This window comes from Pikeienuella sp. (genome assembly GCF_046290545.1).
Lineage (GTDB): Bacteria > Pseudomonadota > Alphaproteobacteria > Rhodobacterales > Rhodobacteraceae > Pikeienuella.
In genome coordinates, this window is record NZ_JBKAGV010000011.1 from 86135 (window position 1) to 100397 (window position 14263).

The following is a 14263-nucleotide window of genomic DNA, read 5'->3' on the forward strand; positions in this document are numbered from 1 at the left end:
CCCATGGCCGACTCGTTCATCCATCTCCGCGTCCACACGATCTATTCGCTCCTCGAAGGCGCGATCCCGGTGAAGGCGCTTCCGAAGCTTTGCGCGGCGGAGGGCATGCCCGCCGTCGCGATCACCGACACGAACAACCTCTTCGGCGCGCTCGAAGCGTCGGAGACGCTTGCGAAGGCCGGGGTGCAGCCGATCATCGGCTGCCAGCTCGACCTGGCCTACGCCCCGCCGCCGCAGCCCGGGCAGCGCGCTGCGGCGCCCGCGCCGGTCGTTCTTCTCGCCATGTCGGAGGCGGGGTATCGCAACCTCATGGCCCTCTCCTCCGCCGCCCATCTCGAAGCGGGGGACGCGCCGCATCATGTGACGGTCGAGCGCCTGATCGAGCGGAGCGAGGGGCTGATCCTCCTCACCGGCGGGCCGGACGGGCCGCTGGGGCGCCTCGTGCGGGAGCGGCGGGCGGCGGAGGCGGGGGCGCTGCTCCGGCGTCTCTCGGAGGCTTTCGGCGACCGGCTCTATGTCGAGCTTCAGCGCCACGGCCAGAACGGCGCCCTTCGCACGCCGGACGAGGAGGCGACGGAGCGCTGGTTCGTCGAGGAGGCCTATGCCCGCGCGCTTCCCCTTGTCGCGACGAACGACGCGCACTTCCCCGATGAGGCGATGTTCGAGGCGCATGACGCCTTCCTCTGCATCGGCCAGGGCGCCTATGTGAACGAGGAGAGCCGGCGTCGGCTCACGCCCGATCACCGCTTCAAGTCCGCCGCGGAGATGACGCAGCTCTTCAGCGACCTGCCGGAAGCCGTCGAGAACACGGTGGAGATCGCCCGCCGCTGCCACTGGCGGCCCGTCACCATCGCGCCGATCCTGCCGAAGTTCGCCGATGACGAGGTGGAGGAGCTGCGCCGGCAGGCGCGGGAAGGGCTCGCTGAGCGGCTGGCGACGGTCGATCCCGTCGCCCCGCCCGAAGAGTATGCGAAGCGGCTCGACTACGAGCTCGGCGTGATCGAGGGGATGGGCTTCCCGGGCTATTTCCTCATCGTCGCGGATTTCATCAAATGGGCGAAGGCGCGGAACATTCCGGTCGGCCCCGGCCGCGGATCGGGCGCGGGCTCGCTGGTCGCCTGGGCGCTGACGATTACGGACCTCGACCCGTTGCGCTACGGCCTCTTGTTCGAGCGCTTCCTGAACCCCGAGCGCGTCTCCATGCCGGATTTCGACATCGACTTCTGCATGGACCGGCGGGAGGAGGTCATCGCCTATGTGCAGGAGCGCTACGGGCGGGACCGGGTGGCGCAGATCATCACCTTCGGCGGCATGATGTCCAAGGCCGCCGTGCGGGATGTGGGGCGCGTGCTCCAGATGCCCTATGGCCAGGTGGACCGTCTCTCGAAACTCATCCCCATGGAGGGCGTGAAGCCCATGTCCGTCGCCCGCGCCCGGGTGGAGGAGCCACGGCTGGCGGAGGAGGCGGCTTCCGATTTCGTCACCGGGCAGCTCCTCGACCTCGCGGAGAAGGTGGAGGGGCTGCTGCGAAACGCCTCCACCCACGCCGCCGGCGTCGTGATCGGGGACCGGCCGCTGGTCGAGCTGACCCCGCTCTATCAGGACCCGCGCTCCGACATGCCGGCGACGCAGTTCAACATGAAATGGGTTGAGCAGGCCGGGCTCGTGAAGTTCGACTTCCTCGGCCTCAAGACGCTGACGGTGATCCGCTGCGCGCTCGACCTCCTGAAGGCCCGCGGCGTGGAGATCGACATCAACGCCATCCCGCTCGATGACGAGAAGACCTATGCGCTCTACGGCTCGGCGAACACCGTCGCCGTGTTCCAGGTGGAAAGCCAGGGGATGCGGGACGCGCTGCGCCAGCTCCAGCCGACCTGCATCGAGGACATCGTGGCGCTCGTCGCGCTCTACCGGCCCGGGCCGATGGAGAACATCCCGAAATACTGCAACGTGAAGAACGGGCGGGAGAAGCGCACGGGCATCCACCCGCTGATCGACGAGATTCTCGACGAGACGCAGGGCATCATCGTCTATCAGGAGCAGGTGATGGAGATCGCCCGCAAGATGGCGGGCTATTCCCTCGGCGGCGCCGATCTCCTTCGCCGCGCGATGGGCAAGAAGGTGCAGGCGGAGATGGACGCGCAGCGCCCGCTCTTCCTCGAAGGCGCGGCGAAGAACGGGGTTCCGGCGGCGAAGGCGCAGGAGGTGTTCGACCTGCTCGACAAGTTCGCCAATTACGGCTTCAACAAGTCCCACGCCGCCGCCTACGCCGTGGTGAGCTGTCAGACGGCATGGCTGAAGGCCAACCACCCCGTCGAGTTCCTCGCCGCGGCGATGACCTGCGACCTCCACCTGACCGACAAGCTGGCGATCTACCATCGGGAGGCGCAGCGGCTTGGCCTCGCCATCGTCCCCCCCGACGTGAACCGCTCCGCCGCCGATTTCGACGTGGAGGCCAGGGGGGAGGACGGCTGCATCCTCTACGCCCTCGGCGCGCTGAAGAATGTCGGCGCCGAGGCGATGAAGCTGATCGTCGCCGCGCGGGACGAAGGCGGGCGCTTCACCGACCTTTTCGATTTTGCGCGCCGTGTGGAGCTTAAGCGGATCGGCAAGCGCCCGCTTGAGATGCTCGCCCGCGCAGGCGCCTTCGACGGCCTGGAGCCGAACCGCCGCCGCGTCTTCGAATCGGTCGACACGCTCATCGCCTTTTCGGCCGGAAGCGCGGAGGCGGCGGGCTCCGCGCAGGTCTCGCTCTTCGGCGGGGCGGGGGAGGCGTTGCCGCCGCCCCGCCTCCCCGCGCCGGAGGACTGGGCGCCGATGGAGCGGCTGACGGAGGAGTTCGCCGCAATCGGTTTCTACCTCTCCGGCCATCCGCTGGACGACTACGCCCCCGCGCTCAGGCGCAAGAGGGTGGAGCGATACGCCGACATCGTCGCCCGAGGGCGCACCGGCGTCGCCACCCGCATCGCCGGAACCGTCATGGCGCGGCAGGAGCGGAAATCCGCCCGCGGCTCCCGCTTCGCCTTCGTCCGCCTCTCGGACCCGACCGGCGTCTACGAGGTGACGGTCTTCTCCGAGATCCTGCTGGCGCATCGCGACGATCTCGAACCCGGCCGCAACGTCGTCCTCTCCGTGACGCCGGAGATTGACGGCGATCAGGTGAAGTTCCTCACGCAGGGCGTCCAACCGCTCGACAAGGCGGTGGAGGGGGACGCGGCGGCGGGCCTCCGCGTCCACGTGCGGGAGGCGCGGGCCTTCCCCAGCATCCGGGCGCGGCTGGAGGATGCGAAGGCGGCGCGGGGCGGCCCCGTCTCCCTTGTCATGATCCTCCCGGAGGACGGGCGGGAGGTGGAGATCGCCGCGCCGGGCGCCTACCGCGTGCCGCCCGCGATCCGCAGCGCGATCAAGGCGATCCCCGGCGTGCTGCATGTGGAGGAGTTCTGAGGGGCTGGCGCCGCGCGAGGCCGCCCCTTATGTGAAGGGTGTTAACATTCGGATCGGGAGCCTCCATGCGCGCCGCCCTCCTTGCCCTCGCCCTTCTCGCCGCCCCCGCCGCCCCCGCCGCGGCGGAGGAGATCGGGGAAGTCGACACCGCCTTCAAGCTGCTCGGCGCGAACCACAAGATCGTGGTGGAAGCCTTTGACGACCCTGATGTTCCGGGCGTCACCTGTTTTCTCTCCCGCGCCAAGACGGGCGGCATCTCCGGCTCGCTCGGTCTGGCGGAGGACACGTCGGACGCCTCCATTGCCTGTCGGCAGACCGGGCCGGTTACGATCCCCGAGGATCTGGAGGAAGGCGAGCAGGTGTTCCGCCAGCGCACCTCGCTCCTCTTCAAGGCGCTGCAGGTCGTGCGGTTCCATGACGAGGCGCGGAACACGCTCGTCTATCTCTCCTATTCTGACAAGCTGATCGACGGGAGCCCGAAGAACGCGATCTCCGCCGTCGTGATCCGTCCGTGGGAGAGCGCGGCGGCGGAATGACGCGCCGCATTGTCGTGCGCGCCGGGCGCGGCTAGACCGGTGAAAGCCAATACGGAGACGCCCATGATCGGCCGCCTGAACCATGTCGCCATCGCCGTGCCGGACCTTGAAGCCGCAGCCGCGCAATATGCCGGCACGCTCGGCGCAAGGGTGAACCCGCCGCAGGACGAACCGGACCACGGCGTGACAGTCGTCTTCATCGAGCTCCCGAACACGAAGATCGAGCTTCTTCACCCGCTGGGGGAGAATTCGCCCATCGCCGGCTTCCTCGAAAAGAACCCGGCCGGCGGCATCCACCATATCTGCTATGAGGTGGAGGACATCATCGCCGCCCGGGACCGGCTGAAGGCGTCCGGCGCCCGTGTGCTCGGCACGGGCGAGCCCAAGATCGGGGCGCATGGCAAGCCCGTCCTGTTCCTCCATCCGAAGGATTTCCAGGGCGCTCTGGTGGAGCTGGAGCAAGTATGAGCCTCACCAATGGCATCGTTCTCTACGCGGTCTTGTGGTTCGTTGCGCTCTACTTGATCCTCCCGCTCTTCGTCCGCAGCCAGGAAGAGGCGGGCGAGGTCGAGCCGGGGACGCCCGCGGGCGCCCCGGACCAGCCGTTGATGAAGAAGAAGCTGATCTGGACGACCATCGCGGCCGCGGTGGCCTGGGTCGCCGCTTTCGCCTTTATCGAGAGCGAAATCCTGACCGTGGCCGATATTGCGACGGTTTTCAGCCGCCCGCAGTGACGCGCAGGTTTTCATTTGAGGTCGCGCTGAATCGCGCTACTCTTTTTCCGTGCAAGACCCCCAACAGAGGAGACTGACGATGAAAGCCCTGACGATCGCCACCGCCCTTCTCGGCGGCCTCGCCTTCGCCTCCGCCGCCTCCGCCGGCCCCTGCTCCTTCTCTTCCAAGGCGACGACGGCCGAAGCGCCGATCGTTGCGCCCTCCACCGGCTCCTGAGCCCGGACGGCTGAACATCGCGCCGCGGGCGGCCTCCGCCCGCGGCGCTTCCGTCTCCGCGCTCTCGCTCTTGTGACGAAGCGGGATTTCCCGGCAGGCCTCCCGCCGCCCATGTCTCGGTGGTCAACCGGAAGGATACGACCATGAGACTGGCAGCCGCCCTCACGCTTCTCGCCGCGCTTGCCGCCTGCGCCCCGTCGCCCGCCGTGCGGACCGCCGCGCCGACGCCGGCGGAGGTGCGCGCCGCGCCCCCGCTGAACGCCTCGGAACTGCCGACCGAGGGAACCGCGAACCGCCCCGCCTGGCAATACTGGGGCTTCAGCGGCGGCGGCAGCCGCTAGCGGGCCGCCCCCGCCTTGCCATGATAGAGGTGGACGAAGGCGGCGACGCCGACCAGCGGCGCCACGAGATTCACGATCGGGATCGAGAGCGGGAAGGCCAGAAGCGCCCCCATCGTCCACACGCCGATCAGATGCTTCCGCCGGAACGCCTTCGCCTGCGGGGGCGTCATGCGCCTCAGCGCGACCAGCTCGATATACTCCCGCCCGAGCAGAAAGCCGTTCACGATCCAGAAGATGAAGGGCGCGAGCGCGGTGGAGAGGATATAGACGATCAGCGCGGCCGCGTTGGCGAGAACGAGGACGAGCGCGAAGGAAAGACCGTTCCTCAGCATCTCGCCCCATCCCTGCCGCCGCGCCGGCGGCAGATGCGGGAAGTGCCGCGCCTCCACCGCATCCGCCACTTCGTCGAGGAAGAAGCCGACGAAGATCGCCGCCACCGGGAACATCAGGAATGCGGAAAGCACGAGAATGAGCCCGATGGAGAGCCCCGCCGCCAACTCGTCGAAGAAGGTCACCGAGAGGTCGGTGAAGGGCAGGGTGAAGGTCACCTCCGGCAGGAAGCCGAGCGCCCAGATCGCCGCGGCGATCAGCACGGCGAGAAGACCGACCGTGAGCACGAGCGAGCGGACCAGAATGCCGAGAAAGCGCGGGTCGAAGACCTGCGCCAGCGCCTTCGCGATCGCTTCGAGCATCAGGCGTCGATCCACTGCGTGACGAGGGAGAGATCGGGCCGCGGCCGGTCCGGCGGCGCGGACGTCTCGCCGCCGACATGGATGAACCCGGCGATCCGCTCATGCGCCGCGAGCCCGAGATCGCCCTCGAGGAAGGCGCGGGACTCGGAGGCCCAGCCCGTCAGCCAGTTCGCGCCCCAGCCCGCGGCGAGCGCGGCGTTGAGAAGCGCGAGGCAGGCGCCCCCCGCCGCCAGATGCTGCTCCCATTCCGGAATCTTCTCCGAGGGCTTCGGCGAGAAGACGACCGCAACGATCGCCCCGCCATGGAGGAATCCGCCCGCCTGTTTCGCGATCTTCTCGGGCTCCTCCCCCGCCTCCTTCATGTGATGCGCGCAGCGTTCGGCCAGCCGCGCGCGCGCCGCGCCGCGGATCACAAGGAAGCGGAAGGGTTCGAGCTTGCCGTGGTCCGGCGTGCGGGACGCCGCCGTCAGCAGGGTCAGGATCTCCGCCTCGTCCGGCGCCGCGTCCGTCAGCGTCTTGGCGGGGCGGGAGCGGCGGGTGAGGAGGAAGTCGAGCGCGGCCTCGTTTCGTGCGGGCATGGTCTCTCCGGGGATGTCGTTTCTCGCGGCGCGCTCGGGCGTGGCTCTCCCGCCCATCTCCGCAGCCGCCTGCCTGTTGTCAAGGTTGCCCCCCTCGGCCCCAGCGCCTAATCTCCGGCGAAATCAGGCGGGAGGGAGCCGTTCATGGCCAGCGAATACGACGTCATCGTGATCGGCGCCGGCCCTGGCGGTTATGTCGCCGCGATCCGCGCCGCGCAGCTCGGGCTGAAGGCCTGCGTGGTGGAGCGCGAGAATCTCGGCGGCATCTGCCTCAACTGGGGCTGCATCCCCACGAAGGCGATGCTTCGCACCTCCGAGGTGTTCCACCTCATGCACCGGGCCAAGGAATTCGGCCTGAAGGCGGAGGGGATCGGCTACGATCTCGACGCCGTGGTGAAGCGCTCCCGCGCCATCGCCAAGCAGCTCAATTCCGGAGTCGGCCATCTCCTGAAGAAGAACAAGGTCGCCGTGGTGATGGGCGAGGCGACGATCCCCGCCAAAGGCCAGGTCAAGGTCAAGACGGCGAAGGGGGAGGAGGCGCTCTCCGCCCGTGCGATCATCCTCGCCACCGGCGCCCGCGCGCGGGAATTGCCCGGGCTGGAGGCGGACGGCGATCTCGTCTGGACCTACCGGCACGCGCTCGTCCCGCCGCGGATGCCGAAAAAGCTGCTCGTCATCGGCTCCGGCGCCATCGGCATAGAATTCGCCAGCTTCTACAACACGCTCGGCGCCGAGACGACGGTTGTGGAGGTGCTGGACCGGATCCTGCCGGTCGAGGACGCGGAGATCAGCGCCCATGCGAAGAAGCAGTTCGAGAAGCAGGGCATGAAGATCCTCGAAAAGGCGATGGTGAAGTCGCTGGACCGGGGAAAGGGCAAGGTCACCGCCCATGTCGAGCAGAACGGCAAGACAGAGGCGATGGAGTTCGACACGGTGATCTCCGCCGTCGGCATCGTCGGCAATGTCGAGGGGCTGGGGCTGGAGGCGCTGGGCGTCAAGGTCGAGCGCACCCATGTCGTGACCGACGAATATTGCCGCACCGGCGTCGAGGGGCTCTACGCCATCGGCGACGTGGCGGGCGCGCCCTGGCTCGCGCACAAGGCGAGCCATGAGGGCGTGATGGTGGCGGAGCTGATCGCCGGCAACAACCACGCCCATCCCGTCCGCCCCGAATCCATCGCCGGCTGCACCTATTGCCAGCCGCAGGTCGCCAGCGTCGGCCTCACCGAGGCGAAGGCCAAGGAGAAGGGCTACGAGGTCCGCGTCGGCCGCTTCCCCTTCATCGGCAACGGCAAGGCCATCGCCCTCGGCGAGTCGGAAGGGATGATCAAGACCGTCTTTGACGCGAAGACGGGGGAGCTTCTGGGCGCGCACATGGTCGGCGCCGAGGTTACCGAGCTCATCCAGGGCTATGTCGTCGCCCGCACGCTGGAATCGACGGAGGAGGAGCTGATGAACACCGTCTTCCCGCATCCGACCCTCTCCGAGATGATGCACGAGGCCGTGCTGGACGCTTATGGAAGGGCGGTGCATTTCTGAGAATTGCGCCGACTTTCAGCGCCTTCGCGCGCTTTCGCCGCCTTGACTGCGCCGCCTGACCCGTGGCTCAAGGCGGACTAATCCGGACGACGCGGTCTTTGAGGGGAAAGCCGGCATGGATCTGAAGGAACGCAACGCCCTCGGCGACAGCGCGGACACGCACTGGTACTACACGTCCAAGGCCCGCATGGTGGCGCGCAAGCTCACCCCCCGGCCGAAGGAAATTCTCGATGTCGGCGCCGGGCTCGGCTGGTTCAGCCGCTGGTTCCTCGACAACGGCTATGGCCAGCGCGCGGTCTGCGTCGATCCCGGCTACGACGAGGAGCGGGAGGAGACGCTCGGCGGCGGGCGCTCCGTCGCCTATGTGAAGGGCGTCGAATCCTACGGCTCCGATCTCGTCCTCCTCATGGACGTGCTCGAACATGTCGATGACGATGTCGGGCTCCTGAAGGAATACTGGGACAAGGCGCCGAAGGGCGCGACCTTCGTCATCACCGTGCCGGCCTTCGAATTCCTCTGGAGCGCGCATGACGATTATCTCGACCATCGCCGCCGCTATACCTGCGCGCGTCTGGCCAGGACGATCCGCGCGGTCGGGGCGGAGCCGGAGGAGCTGCATTATTATTTCGGCGCGATCTTCCCCATCGCCGTCGCCGTCCGCCTCCTGAAGCGCGGCAGCAAGGCGGACAGTTCGGACATGAAGCCCGTGCCGGCTCCGCTCAACGCCGTTCTGAAGGCGGTCTGCGGCGTCGAGGCGCTCTTCTGCCGCTGGAACCGCATCGCCGGGCTCAGCGTCGTCGCCCGCTTCACCAAGCGCTAGGCGCGAGGACGGGCCAGAGCGAGGCGACGAGCAGGAGCGCCATCGCCCGGTTGAAGAGGCGGAGCCGCGCCGGCGTCGTCAGCGCCCGCCGCGTCAGCACGCCGAGCGCGGCCCAGGAGCCGACGGAGGGCAGGTTGATCGCCCCGAAGATGAGCGCCACCGCCGCCAGCGCGGCGAGGCTCCGGTCCGGCGCATAGACCGTCACCGCCGTCAGGGCCATCGTCCAGGCCTTCGGGTTGACCCACTGGAAGGCCGCGGCCTCAAGGAAGGTCATCGGGCGGGCGCCAGCCTCCGCCGTCTTTGGCGCCGCATTGGCGATTCGCCAGGCGAGCCAGAGGAGATAGGCGACCGAGACGACCATCAGGATGTCATGCAGGATCGGCCAGCGTGCGAAGACCTGCATGAGCCCGAGCCCCACCAGCACCGCCATCGCCACGAAGCCGAGCGCGACGCCGAGCATGTGCGGCAGCGTCCGGCGGAAGCCGAAATTGGCGCCGGAGGCCATCAGCATCATGTTGTTCGGCCCCGGCGTGACCGAAGAGGCGAAGGCGAAGGCCGCGAGGCCGAGGAGGAGATCGGTTTCCATGCCCGAAGGATTCTCCGGATCGCGCGACGAGAGATTGCGATTTCGCGCGCCCGGGGCCAAAGATCGCAACAAATGGCGAAGATGGACCCGATCAACGAGCGGATATTGCGGGAACTCTCCCGCGACGGCCGCATCAGCAACCTCGACCTCGCCGCGCGCGTCGGCCTCTCCCCTTCCGCCTGCCTCCGCCGGGTGCAGGAGCTGGAGCGGGCGGGGGTGATCGCCGGCTATCGCGCGGTGCTGGACCGGGGGAAGCTCGGCTACGGCTTCACCGCCTATGTCGCGGTCGGGCTTTCGCAGCACACGAAGGCGAGTCAGGAGGCGTTCGAGCGGGCCATGGCGCTCGCGCCCGAAGTGGTCGAATGCCACAACGTGACCGGGACGGTGGAGTATCTCCTCCGCGTCGAGGTGGCGGACCTCGTCGCCTACAAGGCCTTCCACACGGAGAAACTGGGCGCCCTCGCGCAGGTGAACGTCATAACGACCTATGTTGTGATGGGCTCTCCGAAGGACGGGCGCGCCTGAAAGCAGAAGGGGCCCCGTCTCCGGGGCCCCTCGCCGCTTCGCCCCAGGGGCTCAGCAGGAATAGTACATCGAGTATTCGACCGGGTGCGGCGTGTGCTCGAAGCGGTAGATCTCCTCCCACTTCAGCTCCATGTAGCCTTCGAGCTGCCCGCGGGTGAAGACGCCGCCCTGCAGCAGGAAGTCCATGTCCGCCTCCAGCGCGCCCATCGCCTCGCGGAGAGAGCCGCAGACAGTCGGGATGCCGGCGAGCTCTTCCGGCGGCAGGTCGTAGAGGTCCTTGTCGGAAGCCTCGCCCGGATGGATCTTGTTCTTGATCCCGTCGAGCCCGGCCATCAGCAGCGCCGACATGGCGAGATAGGGGTTGCAGGACGGGTCCGGGAACCGCGTCTCCACGCGCTTGGCCTTCGGGCTGTCCGTCCACGGAATGCGGACGGAGGCGGAGCGGTTGCGGGCCGAATAGGCCAGCAGCACCGGCGCCTCGAAGCCGGGGATCAGGCGCTTGTAGGAGTTGGTCGAGGGGTTGGTGAGCGCGTTCAGCGCCTTGGCGTGCTTCAGGACGCCGCCGATGTAGTAGAGCGCCTCTTCCGAAAGGTCGGCGTACTGGTTGCCGGCGAAGAGCGGCTTGCCGTCCTTCCAGATCGACTGGTTGACGTGCATCCCCGTGCCGTTGTCGCCCGCGAGGGGCTTCGGCATGAAGGTCACCGTCTTGCCATAGGCGTTGGCGACGTTGTGGATGACGTACTTGTACTTCTGGAGGTTGTCCGCCTGCGCCGTCAGCGTGCCGAAGATCAGCCCGAGCTCGTGCTGGCAGGAGGCGACCTCGTGGTGGTGCTTGTCCACGTTCATGCCGATCTGCTTCATCGTCGAAAGCATCTCGGAACGCATGTCCTGCCCGTGGTCCACGGGCGGAACGGGGAAGTAGCCGCCCTTCACGCGCGGGCGGTGGCCCATGTTGCCGGCCTCGTATTCCGTGTCCGTGTTCCAGGCCGCGTTCACCGCGTCGATCTCGTAGGAGACCTTGTTCATCGAGGTGGAGAAGCGCACGTCGTCGAAGACGAAGAACTCGGCCTCGGGGCCCCAGTAGGAGACGTCGCCGATGCCGGAGGATTTCAGATAGGCCTCGGCCTTCTTGGCGGTGCCGCGCGGGTCGCGATCATAGAGCTCGCCGGTGTCGGGCTCGACCACGTCGCAATGCACGCAGATCGTCTTTTCCGCGAAGAACGGGTCCATGTAGGCGGAGGAGACGTCCGGCATCAGTTTCATGTCGGACTGGTCGATGGACTTCCAGCCTGCGATCGAGGAGCCGTCGAACATGAAGCCCTCGGCGATGAAATCCTCGTCCACCTGGTTCTCGAGCACGGTGACGTGCTGGAGCTTGCCGCGCGGGTCGGTGAAGCGGATATCGACATAGGCGATATCCTCGTCCTTGATCTTCTTCACGAACGATGCTGCGTCCATGGGTCTCTCTTCCTTCCTCGTTCTGTCTTGTCTGGGGTGCGGGCTGGCGCGTCAGAGCGCGTCGTTCCCGTCCTCTCCGGTGCGGATGCGGATGGCGCGGCTCACGTCGGAGACGAAGATCTTGCCGTCTCCGATCTTGCCGGTCTTCGCCGCTGCGACGATGGCGTCGATCACCTGATCGACCTGTTCGTCCGTCACGACGAGCTCGATCTTCACCTTCGGCAGGAAATCCACGACATATTCGGCGCCCCGATAGAGCTCGGTGTGCCCCTTCTGCCGGCCGAACCCCTTGGCCTCGGTGACGGAGAGCCCCTGGATGCCGATTTCCTGCAGCGCCTCCTTCACTTCGTCGAGTTTGAAGGGCTTGATGATCGCCTCGATCTTTTTCATGTCGTTTTCCTTCCCTTCGGGCCGGGCGCGGCGAATGCCCCCGCAGGCGAGGGCGCCGCAACCACTTGGAAACACCCGGCGGCGCGGTTTTCAATGCGGCCCGGCGCGGTTCCGGTCCGCGTGAGTCGGATTCAGGAGAGTATGCACAGGAAATGGGCAAATTGCCCATAGCCTGAGCGAAGGCGGGAGGTTGGACATGGAAGTGCTCACCGCGGCGGAGATGCGCGCGATCGAGCGCGCGGCCATCGAAAGCGGCGCCGTCAGCGGGCTCGAACTCATGGAGCGGGCCGGCCGCGGCGTCGTCTCCGCGGTCATGGACTGGCGGCCGGAACTGGCGAAGGCGCCGGGCCGCGCCATCGTCCTCTGCGGGCCGGGCAACAACGGCGGGGACGGGTTCGTCGTCGCGCGGCTGCTTAAGGAGCGGGGCTGGGAGGTGGAGGTCTTTCTCTATGGCGAGGAGGCGAAGCTGCCGCCGGATGCGGCGGAAAATTCCTGGCGGTGGAAGGCGATCGGGGATGTTGAGGCGCTCTCGCAAGCGGCTGAAACGCAGGTGAGCAAAGCCGATCTCGTGATCGACGCCTTTTTCGGGATCGGCCTCGGCCGCTCGCTGCCGCCGGAGATCGCGTCCATCGCGCGCGCGGTCGTCCAATCCGCCCTGGCGGCGGGGGGCTCGTGTCTCGTCGCGGTCGATGTTCCCTCCGGCCTTTGCGCTGACAGCGGGCGCGTGATCGGTGAGAGCGCGTTTCAAGCCGATCTGACGGTGACCTTCGCGCGCGAGAAGATCGGTCATCGGCTTGGCCTCGGCCCCGCCCATTGCGGGCGCGTCGCCGTGGCGGATATCGGACTCGGCGACGCGGATATTCGTGCGCTTGCGCCGGCCGTGCTTGCGGGGCCGGGCCACGGGCTCGGCAAGGGCGCTGTCGACCACAAATATTCCCACGGCCACGCGCTCGTCCTCGCCGGCGGCGTCGGCAAGGGCGGCGCTGCGCGCCTCGCGGCGCGGGGCGCTCTCAGGATCGGGGCGGGGCTGGTGACGGTCGGCGCGCCGCCCGCCGCTCTGATCGAGAACGCGGCGCGGCTCGATGCGATCATGCTCAGGCGGATCGGCGACGCCGCCGCGCTCGCCGAGGCGCTGGAGGACCGGCGGATCAACGCCGTCGTCCTCGGGCCCGGGCTTGGAGCCGGGGAGGGGACGCAGGCGCACGCCACGGCGGCGCTCTCGGGCGGGGAGAGGGGCGTCGTGCTAGACGCCGACGCGCTGACGGCCTTTGCAGGCGAGCCGGAGGCGCTCTTCGCGCTCACCCGCCGGACGCGAACCGTTCTGACGCCGCATATGGGCGAGTTCGGACGGCTCTTCCCCGATATCCGGGAGCGGCTGGAGGCGCCCGCGACGCGCGGCCCCGCCTTCTCCAAGGTCGACGCGGCGCGGGAGGCGGCTTCGCGCGCCGGCTGCGTCGTGCTGATCAAGGGGCCGGATACGGTGGTGGCGGGGCCGAAAGGCCGGGCCTCCATCGTCTCCGCCGCCTATGAGCGCGCCTGCCCGTGGCTCGCGACGGCGGGGGCCGGGGACGTGCTCGCGGGCATGATAGGCGGCCTCCTCGCGCGCGGCTTCGAAGCGATGCAGGCGGCGGAGAGCGCCGCCTGGCTCCATCAGGAGGCGGCGCGCGATTTCGGCCCCGGCCTCATCGCGGAGGACATTCCGGAACAGCTGCCCGCAATCTTTCGCCGCCTCGGCCTCTAGGCAGGCCGCCTCAGAGCCCTTCGGCCTCCTTCAGCCGCGCGACGTAACGGGCGAGCACGTCGATCTCGAGATTGACCGCCTGCCCGAGCCGCAGCGCGCCGAAGGTCGTCGCCGCGCGGGTGTGGGGGATGAGGTTGACGCCGAACCGCGCCCCCTCCACCTCGTTCACCGTCAGCGAGGCGCCGTCCATCGTCATCGAGCCCTTCGCGGCGATGAAGCGGGCGAGGGCGGGCGGCGCCGCGACCGTGACGCGCAGGCTTTCCCCGTCATCGGCGAGGCCCGCGATCTCGCCCACCCCGTCCACATGGCCGGTGACGATATGGCCACCGAGCTCGTCCCCCACCTTCAGCGCGCGTTCGAGGTTGAGCCGGTCGCCCGCGCCGAGGCCGCCGAGCGTCGTCTTGGTCAGCGTCTCGTGGCTCACATCGGCGGCGAACCAGCCGCCCCGCTCATGGGCGCCCTTGTCCGTCACCGTCAGGCAGACGCCCGAACAGGCGACGGAGGCGCCGATGACGAGGGTCTCGGGCCGGTAGTCGCAAGCGATCCTGAGCCGGAGATCGTCCCCCCGCCGCTCCGCCGCCGCGATCTCGCCCACGGAAGTGATGATGCCTGTGAACATGAAGCTTCCCTTGAAGGTCGGGGGAGGAATAATCACGATGGGA

Annotated in this window: 16 protein-coding genes; 10 read left to right on the top strand and 6 right to left on the bottom strand. The window is 68.2% G+C overall.

Annotation, left to right across the window (positions count from 1 at the left end):
• Window positions 1-3 precede the first annotated feature (3 nt).
• The 6 genes from dnaE (at window position 4) to ACE37J_RS09825 (ending at window position 5272) form a co-directional block, all read left to right on the top strand.
• Window positions 4-3444 carry a DNA polymerase III subunit alpha gene (gene dnaE, locus ACE37J_RS09800; protein ID WP_409710795.1) on the top strand — a complete coding sequence of 1147 codons (3441 nt, stop codon included), beginning with the start codon at window positions 4-6 and terminating at the stop codon, window positions 3442-3444.
• 65 nt (window positions 3445-3509) lie between these two features.
• Complete coding sequence (locus ACE37J_RS09805) at window positions 3510-3980, top strand: CreA family protein (protein WP_409710798.1); 471 nt, start codon at window positions 3510-3512, stop codon at window positions 3978-3980.
• Between the two features lie 63 nt (window positions 3981-4043).
• Window positions 4044-4448, top strand: coding sequence for a methylmalonyl-CoA epimerase (mce, locus tag ACE37J_RS09810; protein ID WP_409710800.1), 405 nt, complete (start codon window positions 4044-4046; stop codon window positions 4446-4448).
• Complete coding sequence (locus tag ACE37J_RS09815) at window positions 4445-4714, top strand: DUF1467 family protein (protein WP_409710802.1); 270 nt, start codon at window positions 4445-4447, stop codon at window positions 4712-4714. The genes mce and ACE37J_RS09815 overlap by 4 nt, the downstream gene beginning before the upstream one ends.
• A 79-nt stretch (window positions 4715-4793) precedes the next feature.
• Window positions 4794-4931, top strand: a complete 138-nt coding sequence (locus ACE37J_RS09820; protein WP_409710804.1) for a hypothetical protein — start codon at window positions 4794-4796, stop codon at window positions 4929-4931.
• Between the two features lie 143 nt (window positions 4932-5074).
• Complete coding sequence (locus ACE37J_RS09825) at window positions 5075-5272, top strand: hypothetical protein (RefSeq protein ID WP_409710806.1); 198 nt, start codon at window positions 5075-5077, stop codon at window positions 5270-5272.
• Here the strand turns inward: ACE37J_RS09825 and ACE37J_RS09830 are convergent.
• Together ACE37J_RS09830 and ACE37J_RS09835 are read right to left on the bottom strand one after the other, a co-directional pair.
• Window positions 5269-5964 (bottom strand): EI24 domain-containing protein, encoded by a 696-nt coding sequence (locus ACE37J_RS09830; RefSeq protein ID WP_409710808.1) that lies wholly within the window; start codon window positions 5962-5964, stop codon window positions 5269-5271. The two genes, ACE37J_RS09825 and ACE37J_RS09830, sit on opposite strands and share 4 nt — an antisense overlap.
• Complete coding sequence (locus tag ACE37J_RS09835) at window positions 5964-6542, bottom strand: nitroreductase (RefSeq protein ID WP_409710810.1); 579 nt, start codon at window positions 6540-6542, stop codon at window positions 5964-5966. Before ACE37J_RS09835 ends, ACE37J_RS09830 begins: the two co-directional genes overlap by 1 nt.
• Before the next feature lie 144 nt (window positions 6543-6686).
• Here ACE37J_RS09835 and lpdA point away from each other — a divergent pair, with 144 nt between their 5' ends.
• A complete protein-coding gene (gene lpdA / locus ACE37J_RS09840; protein WP_409710812.1) occupies window positions 6687-8081 on the top strand; it encodes a dihydrolipoyl dehydrogenase in 1395 nt (464 codons plus the stop codon).
• Between the two features lie 115 nt (window positions 8082-8196).
• Complete coding sequence (locus ACE37J_RS09845) at window positions 8197-8901, top strand: class I SAM-dependent methyltransferase (RefSeq protein WP_409710814.1); 705 nt, start codon at window positions 8197-8199, stop codon at window positions 8899-8901.
• Here ACE37J_RS09845 and ACE37J_RS09850 read toward each other — a convergent pair.
• Window positions 8888-9487, bottom strand: coding sequence for a LysE family translocator (locus tag ACE37J_RS09850; RefSeq protein WP_409710816.1), 600 nt, complete (start codon window positions 9485-9487; stop codon window positions 8888-8890). The genes ACE37J_RS09845 and ACE37J_RS09850 overlap by 14 nt on opposite strands.
• A 72-nt stretch (window positions 9488-9559) precedes the next feature.
• On the opposite strand from ACE37J_RS09850, the gene ACE37J_RS09855 reads away from it, so the two are divergent.
• Complete coding sequence (locus ACE37J_RS09855; protein ID WP_409710818.1) at window positions 9560-10012, top strand: Lrp/AsnC family transcriptional regulator; 453 nt, start codon at window positions 9560-9562, stop codon at window positions 10010-10012.
• A gap of 51 nt (window positions 10013-10063) precedes the next feature.
• Here the strand turns inward: ACE37J_RS09855 and glnA are convergent, their stop codons facing one another.
• Window positions 10064-11470, bottom strand: coding sequence for a type I glutamate--ammonia ligase (gene glnA / locus ACE37J_RS09860; RefSeq protein ID WP_409710820.1), 1407 nt, complete (start codon window positions 11468-11470; stop codon window positions 10064-10066).
• 51 nt (window positions 11471-11521) lie between these two features.
• Window positions 11522-11860 carry a P-II family nitrogen regulator gene (locus ACE37J_RS09865; protein ID WP_409710822.1) on the bottom strand — a complete coding sequence of 113 codons (339 nt, stop codon included), beginning with the start codon at window positions 11858-11860 and terminating at the stop codon, window positions 11522-11524.
• Between the two features lie 196 nt (window positions 11861-12056).
• On the opposite strand from ACE37J_RS09865, the gene ACE37J_RS09870 reads away from it, so the two are divergent.
• Window positions 12057-13601 carry an NAD(P)H-hydrate dehydratase gene (locus ACE37J_RS09870; protein WP_409710824.1) on the top strand — a complete coding sequence of 515 codons (1545 nt, stop codon included), beginning with the start codon at window positions 12057-12059 and terminating at the stop codon, window positions 13599-13601.
• A gap of 10 nt (window positions 13602-13611) precedes the next feature.
• Here the strand turns inward: ACE37J_RS09870 and ACE37J_RS09875 are convergent, their stop codons facing one another.
• The gene (locus ACE37J_RS09875; RefSeq protein ID WP_409710826.1) at window positions 13612-14220 is read right to left on the bottom strand and encodes a riboflavin synthase; all 609 of its coding nucleotides are present in this window, start codon (window positions 14218-14220) and stop codon (window positions 13612-13614) included.
• Window positions 14221-14263 lie beyond the last annotated feature (43 nt).

Bases quoted from the DNA above. Each gene is read 5' to 3' on its own strand.
- lpdA (WP_409710812.1), top strand. From the start codon at position 6,687: ATGGCCAGCGAATACGACGTCATCGTGATCGGCGCCGGCCCTGGCGGT.
- ACE37J_RS09820 (WP_409710804.1), top strand. From the start codon at position 4,794: ATGAAAGCCCTGACGATCGCCACCGCCCTTCTCGGCGGCCTCGCCTTC.
- glnA (WP_409710820.1), bottom strand. From the start codon at position 11,470: ATGGACGCAGCATCGTTCGTGAAGAAGATCAAGGACGAGGATATCGCC.
- mce (WP_409710800.1), top strand. From the start codon at position 4,044: ATGATCGGCCGCCTGAACCATGTCGCCATCGCCGTGCCGGACCTTGAA.
- ACE37J_RS09805 (WP_409710798.1), top strand. From the start codon at position 3,510: ATGCGCGCCGCCCTCCTTGCCCTCGCCCTTCTCGCCGCCCCCGCCGCC.
- ACE37J_RS09875 (WP_409710826.1), bottom strand. From the start codon at position 14,220: ATGTTCACAGGCATCATCACTTCCGTGGGCGAGATCGCGGCGGCGGAG.
- ACE37J_RS09835 (WP_409710810.1), bottom strand. From the start codon at position 6,542: ATGCCCGCACGAAACGAGGCCGCGCTCGACTTCCTCCTCACCCGCCGC.
- ACE37J_RS09845 (WP_409710814.1), top strand. From the start codon at position 8,197: ATGGATCTGAAGGAACGCAACGCCCTCGGCGACAGCGCGGACACGCAC.
- ACE37J_RS09855 (WP_409710818.1), top strand. From the start codon at position 9,560: ATGGCGAAGATGGACCCGATCAACGAGCGGATATTGCGGGAACTCTCC.
- ACE37J_RS09830 (WP_409710808.1), bottom strand. From the start codon at position 5,964: ATGCTCGAAGCGATCGCGAAGGCGCTGGCGCAGGTCTTCGACCCGCGC.
- ACE37J_RS09870 (WP_409710824.1), top strand. From the start codon at position 12,057: ATGGAAGTGCTCACCGCGGCGGAGATGCGCGCGATCGAGCGCGCGGCC.
- dnaE (WP_409710795.1), top strand. From the start codon at position 4: ATGGCCGACTCGTTCATCCATCTCCGCGTCCACACGATCTATTCGCTC.
- ACE37J_RS09815 (WP_409710802.1), top strand. From the start codon at position 4,445: ATGAGCCTCACCAATGGCATCGTTCTCTACGCGGTCTTGTGGTTCGTT.
- ACE37J_RS09825 (WP_409710806.1), top strand. From the start codon at position 5,075: ATGAGACTGGCAGCCGCCCTCACGCTTCTCGCCGCGCTTGCCGCCTGC.
- ACE37J_RS09865 (WP_409710822.1), bottom strand. From the start codon at position 11,860: ATGAAAAAGATCGAGGCGATCATCAAGCCCTTCAAACTCGACGAAGTG.
- ACE37J_RS09850 (WP_409710816.1), bottom strand. From the start codon at position 9,487: ATGGAAACCGATCTCCTCCTCGGCCTCGCGGCCTTCGCCTTCGCCTCT.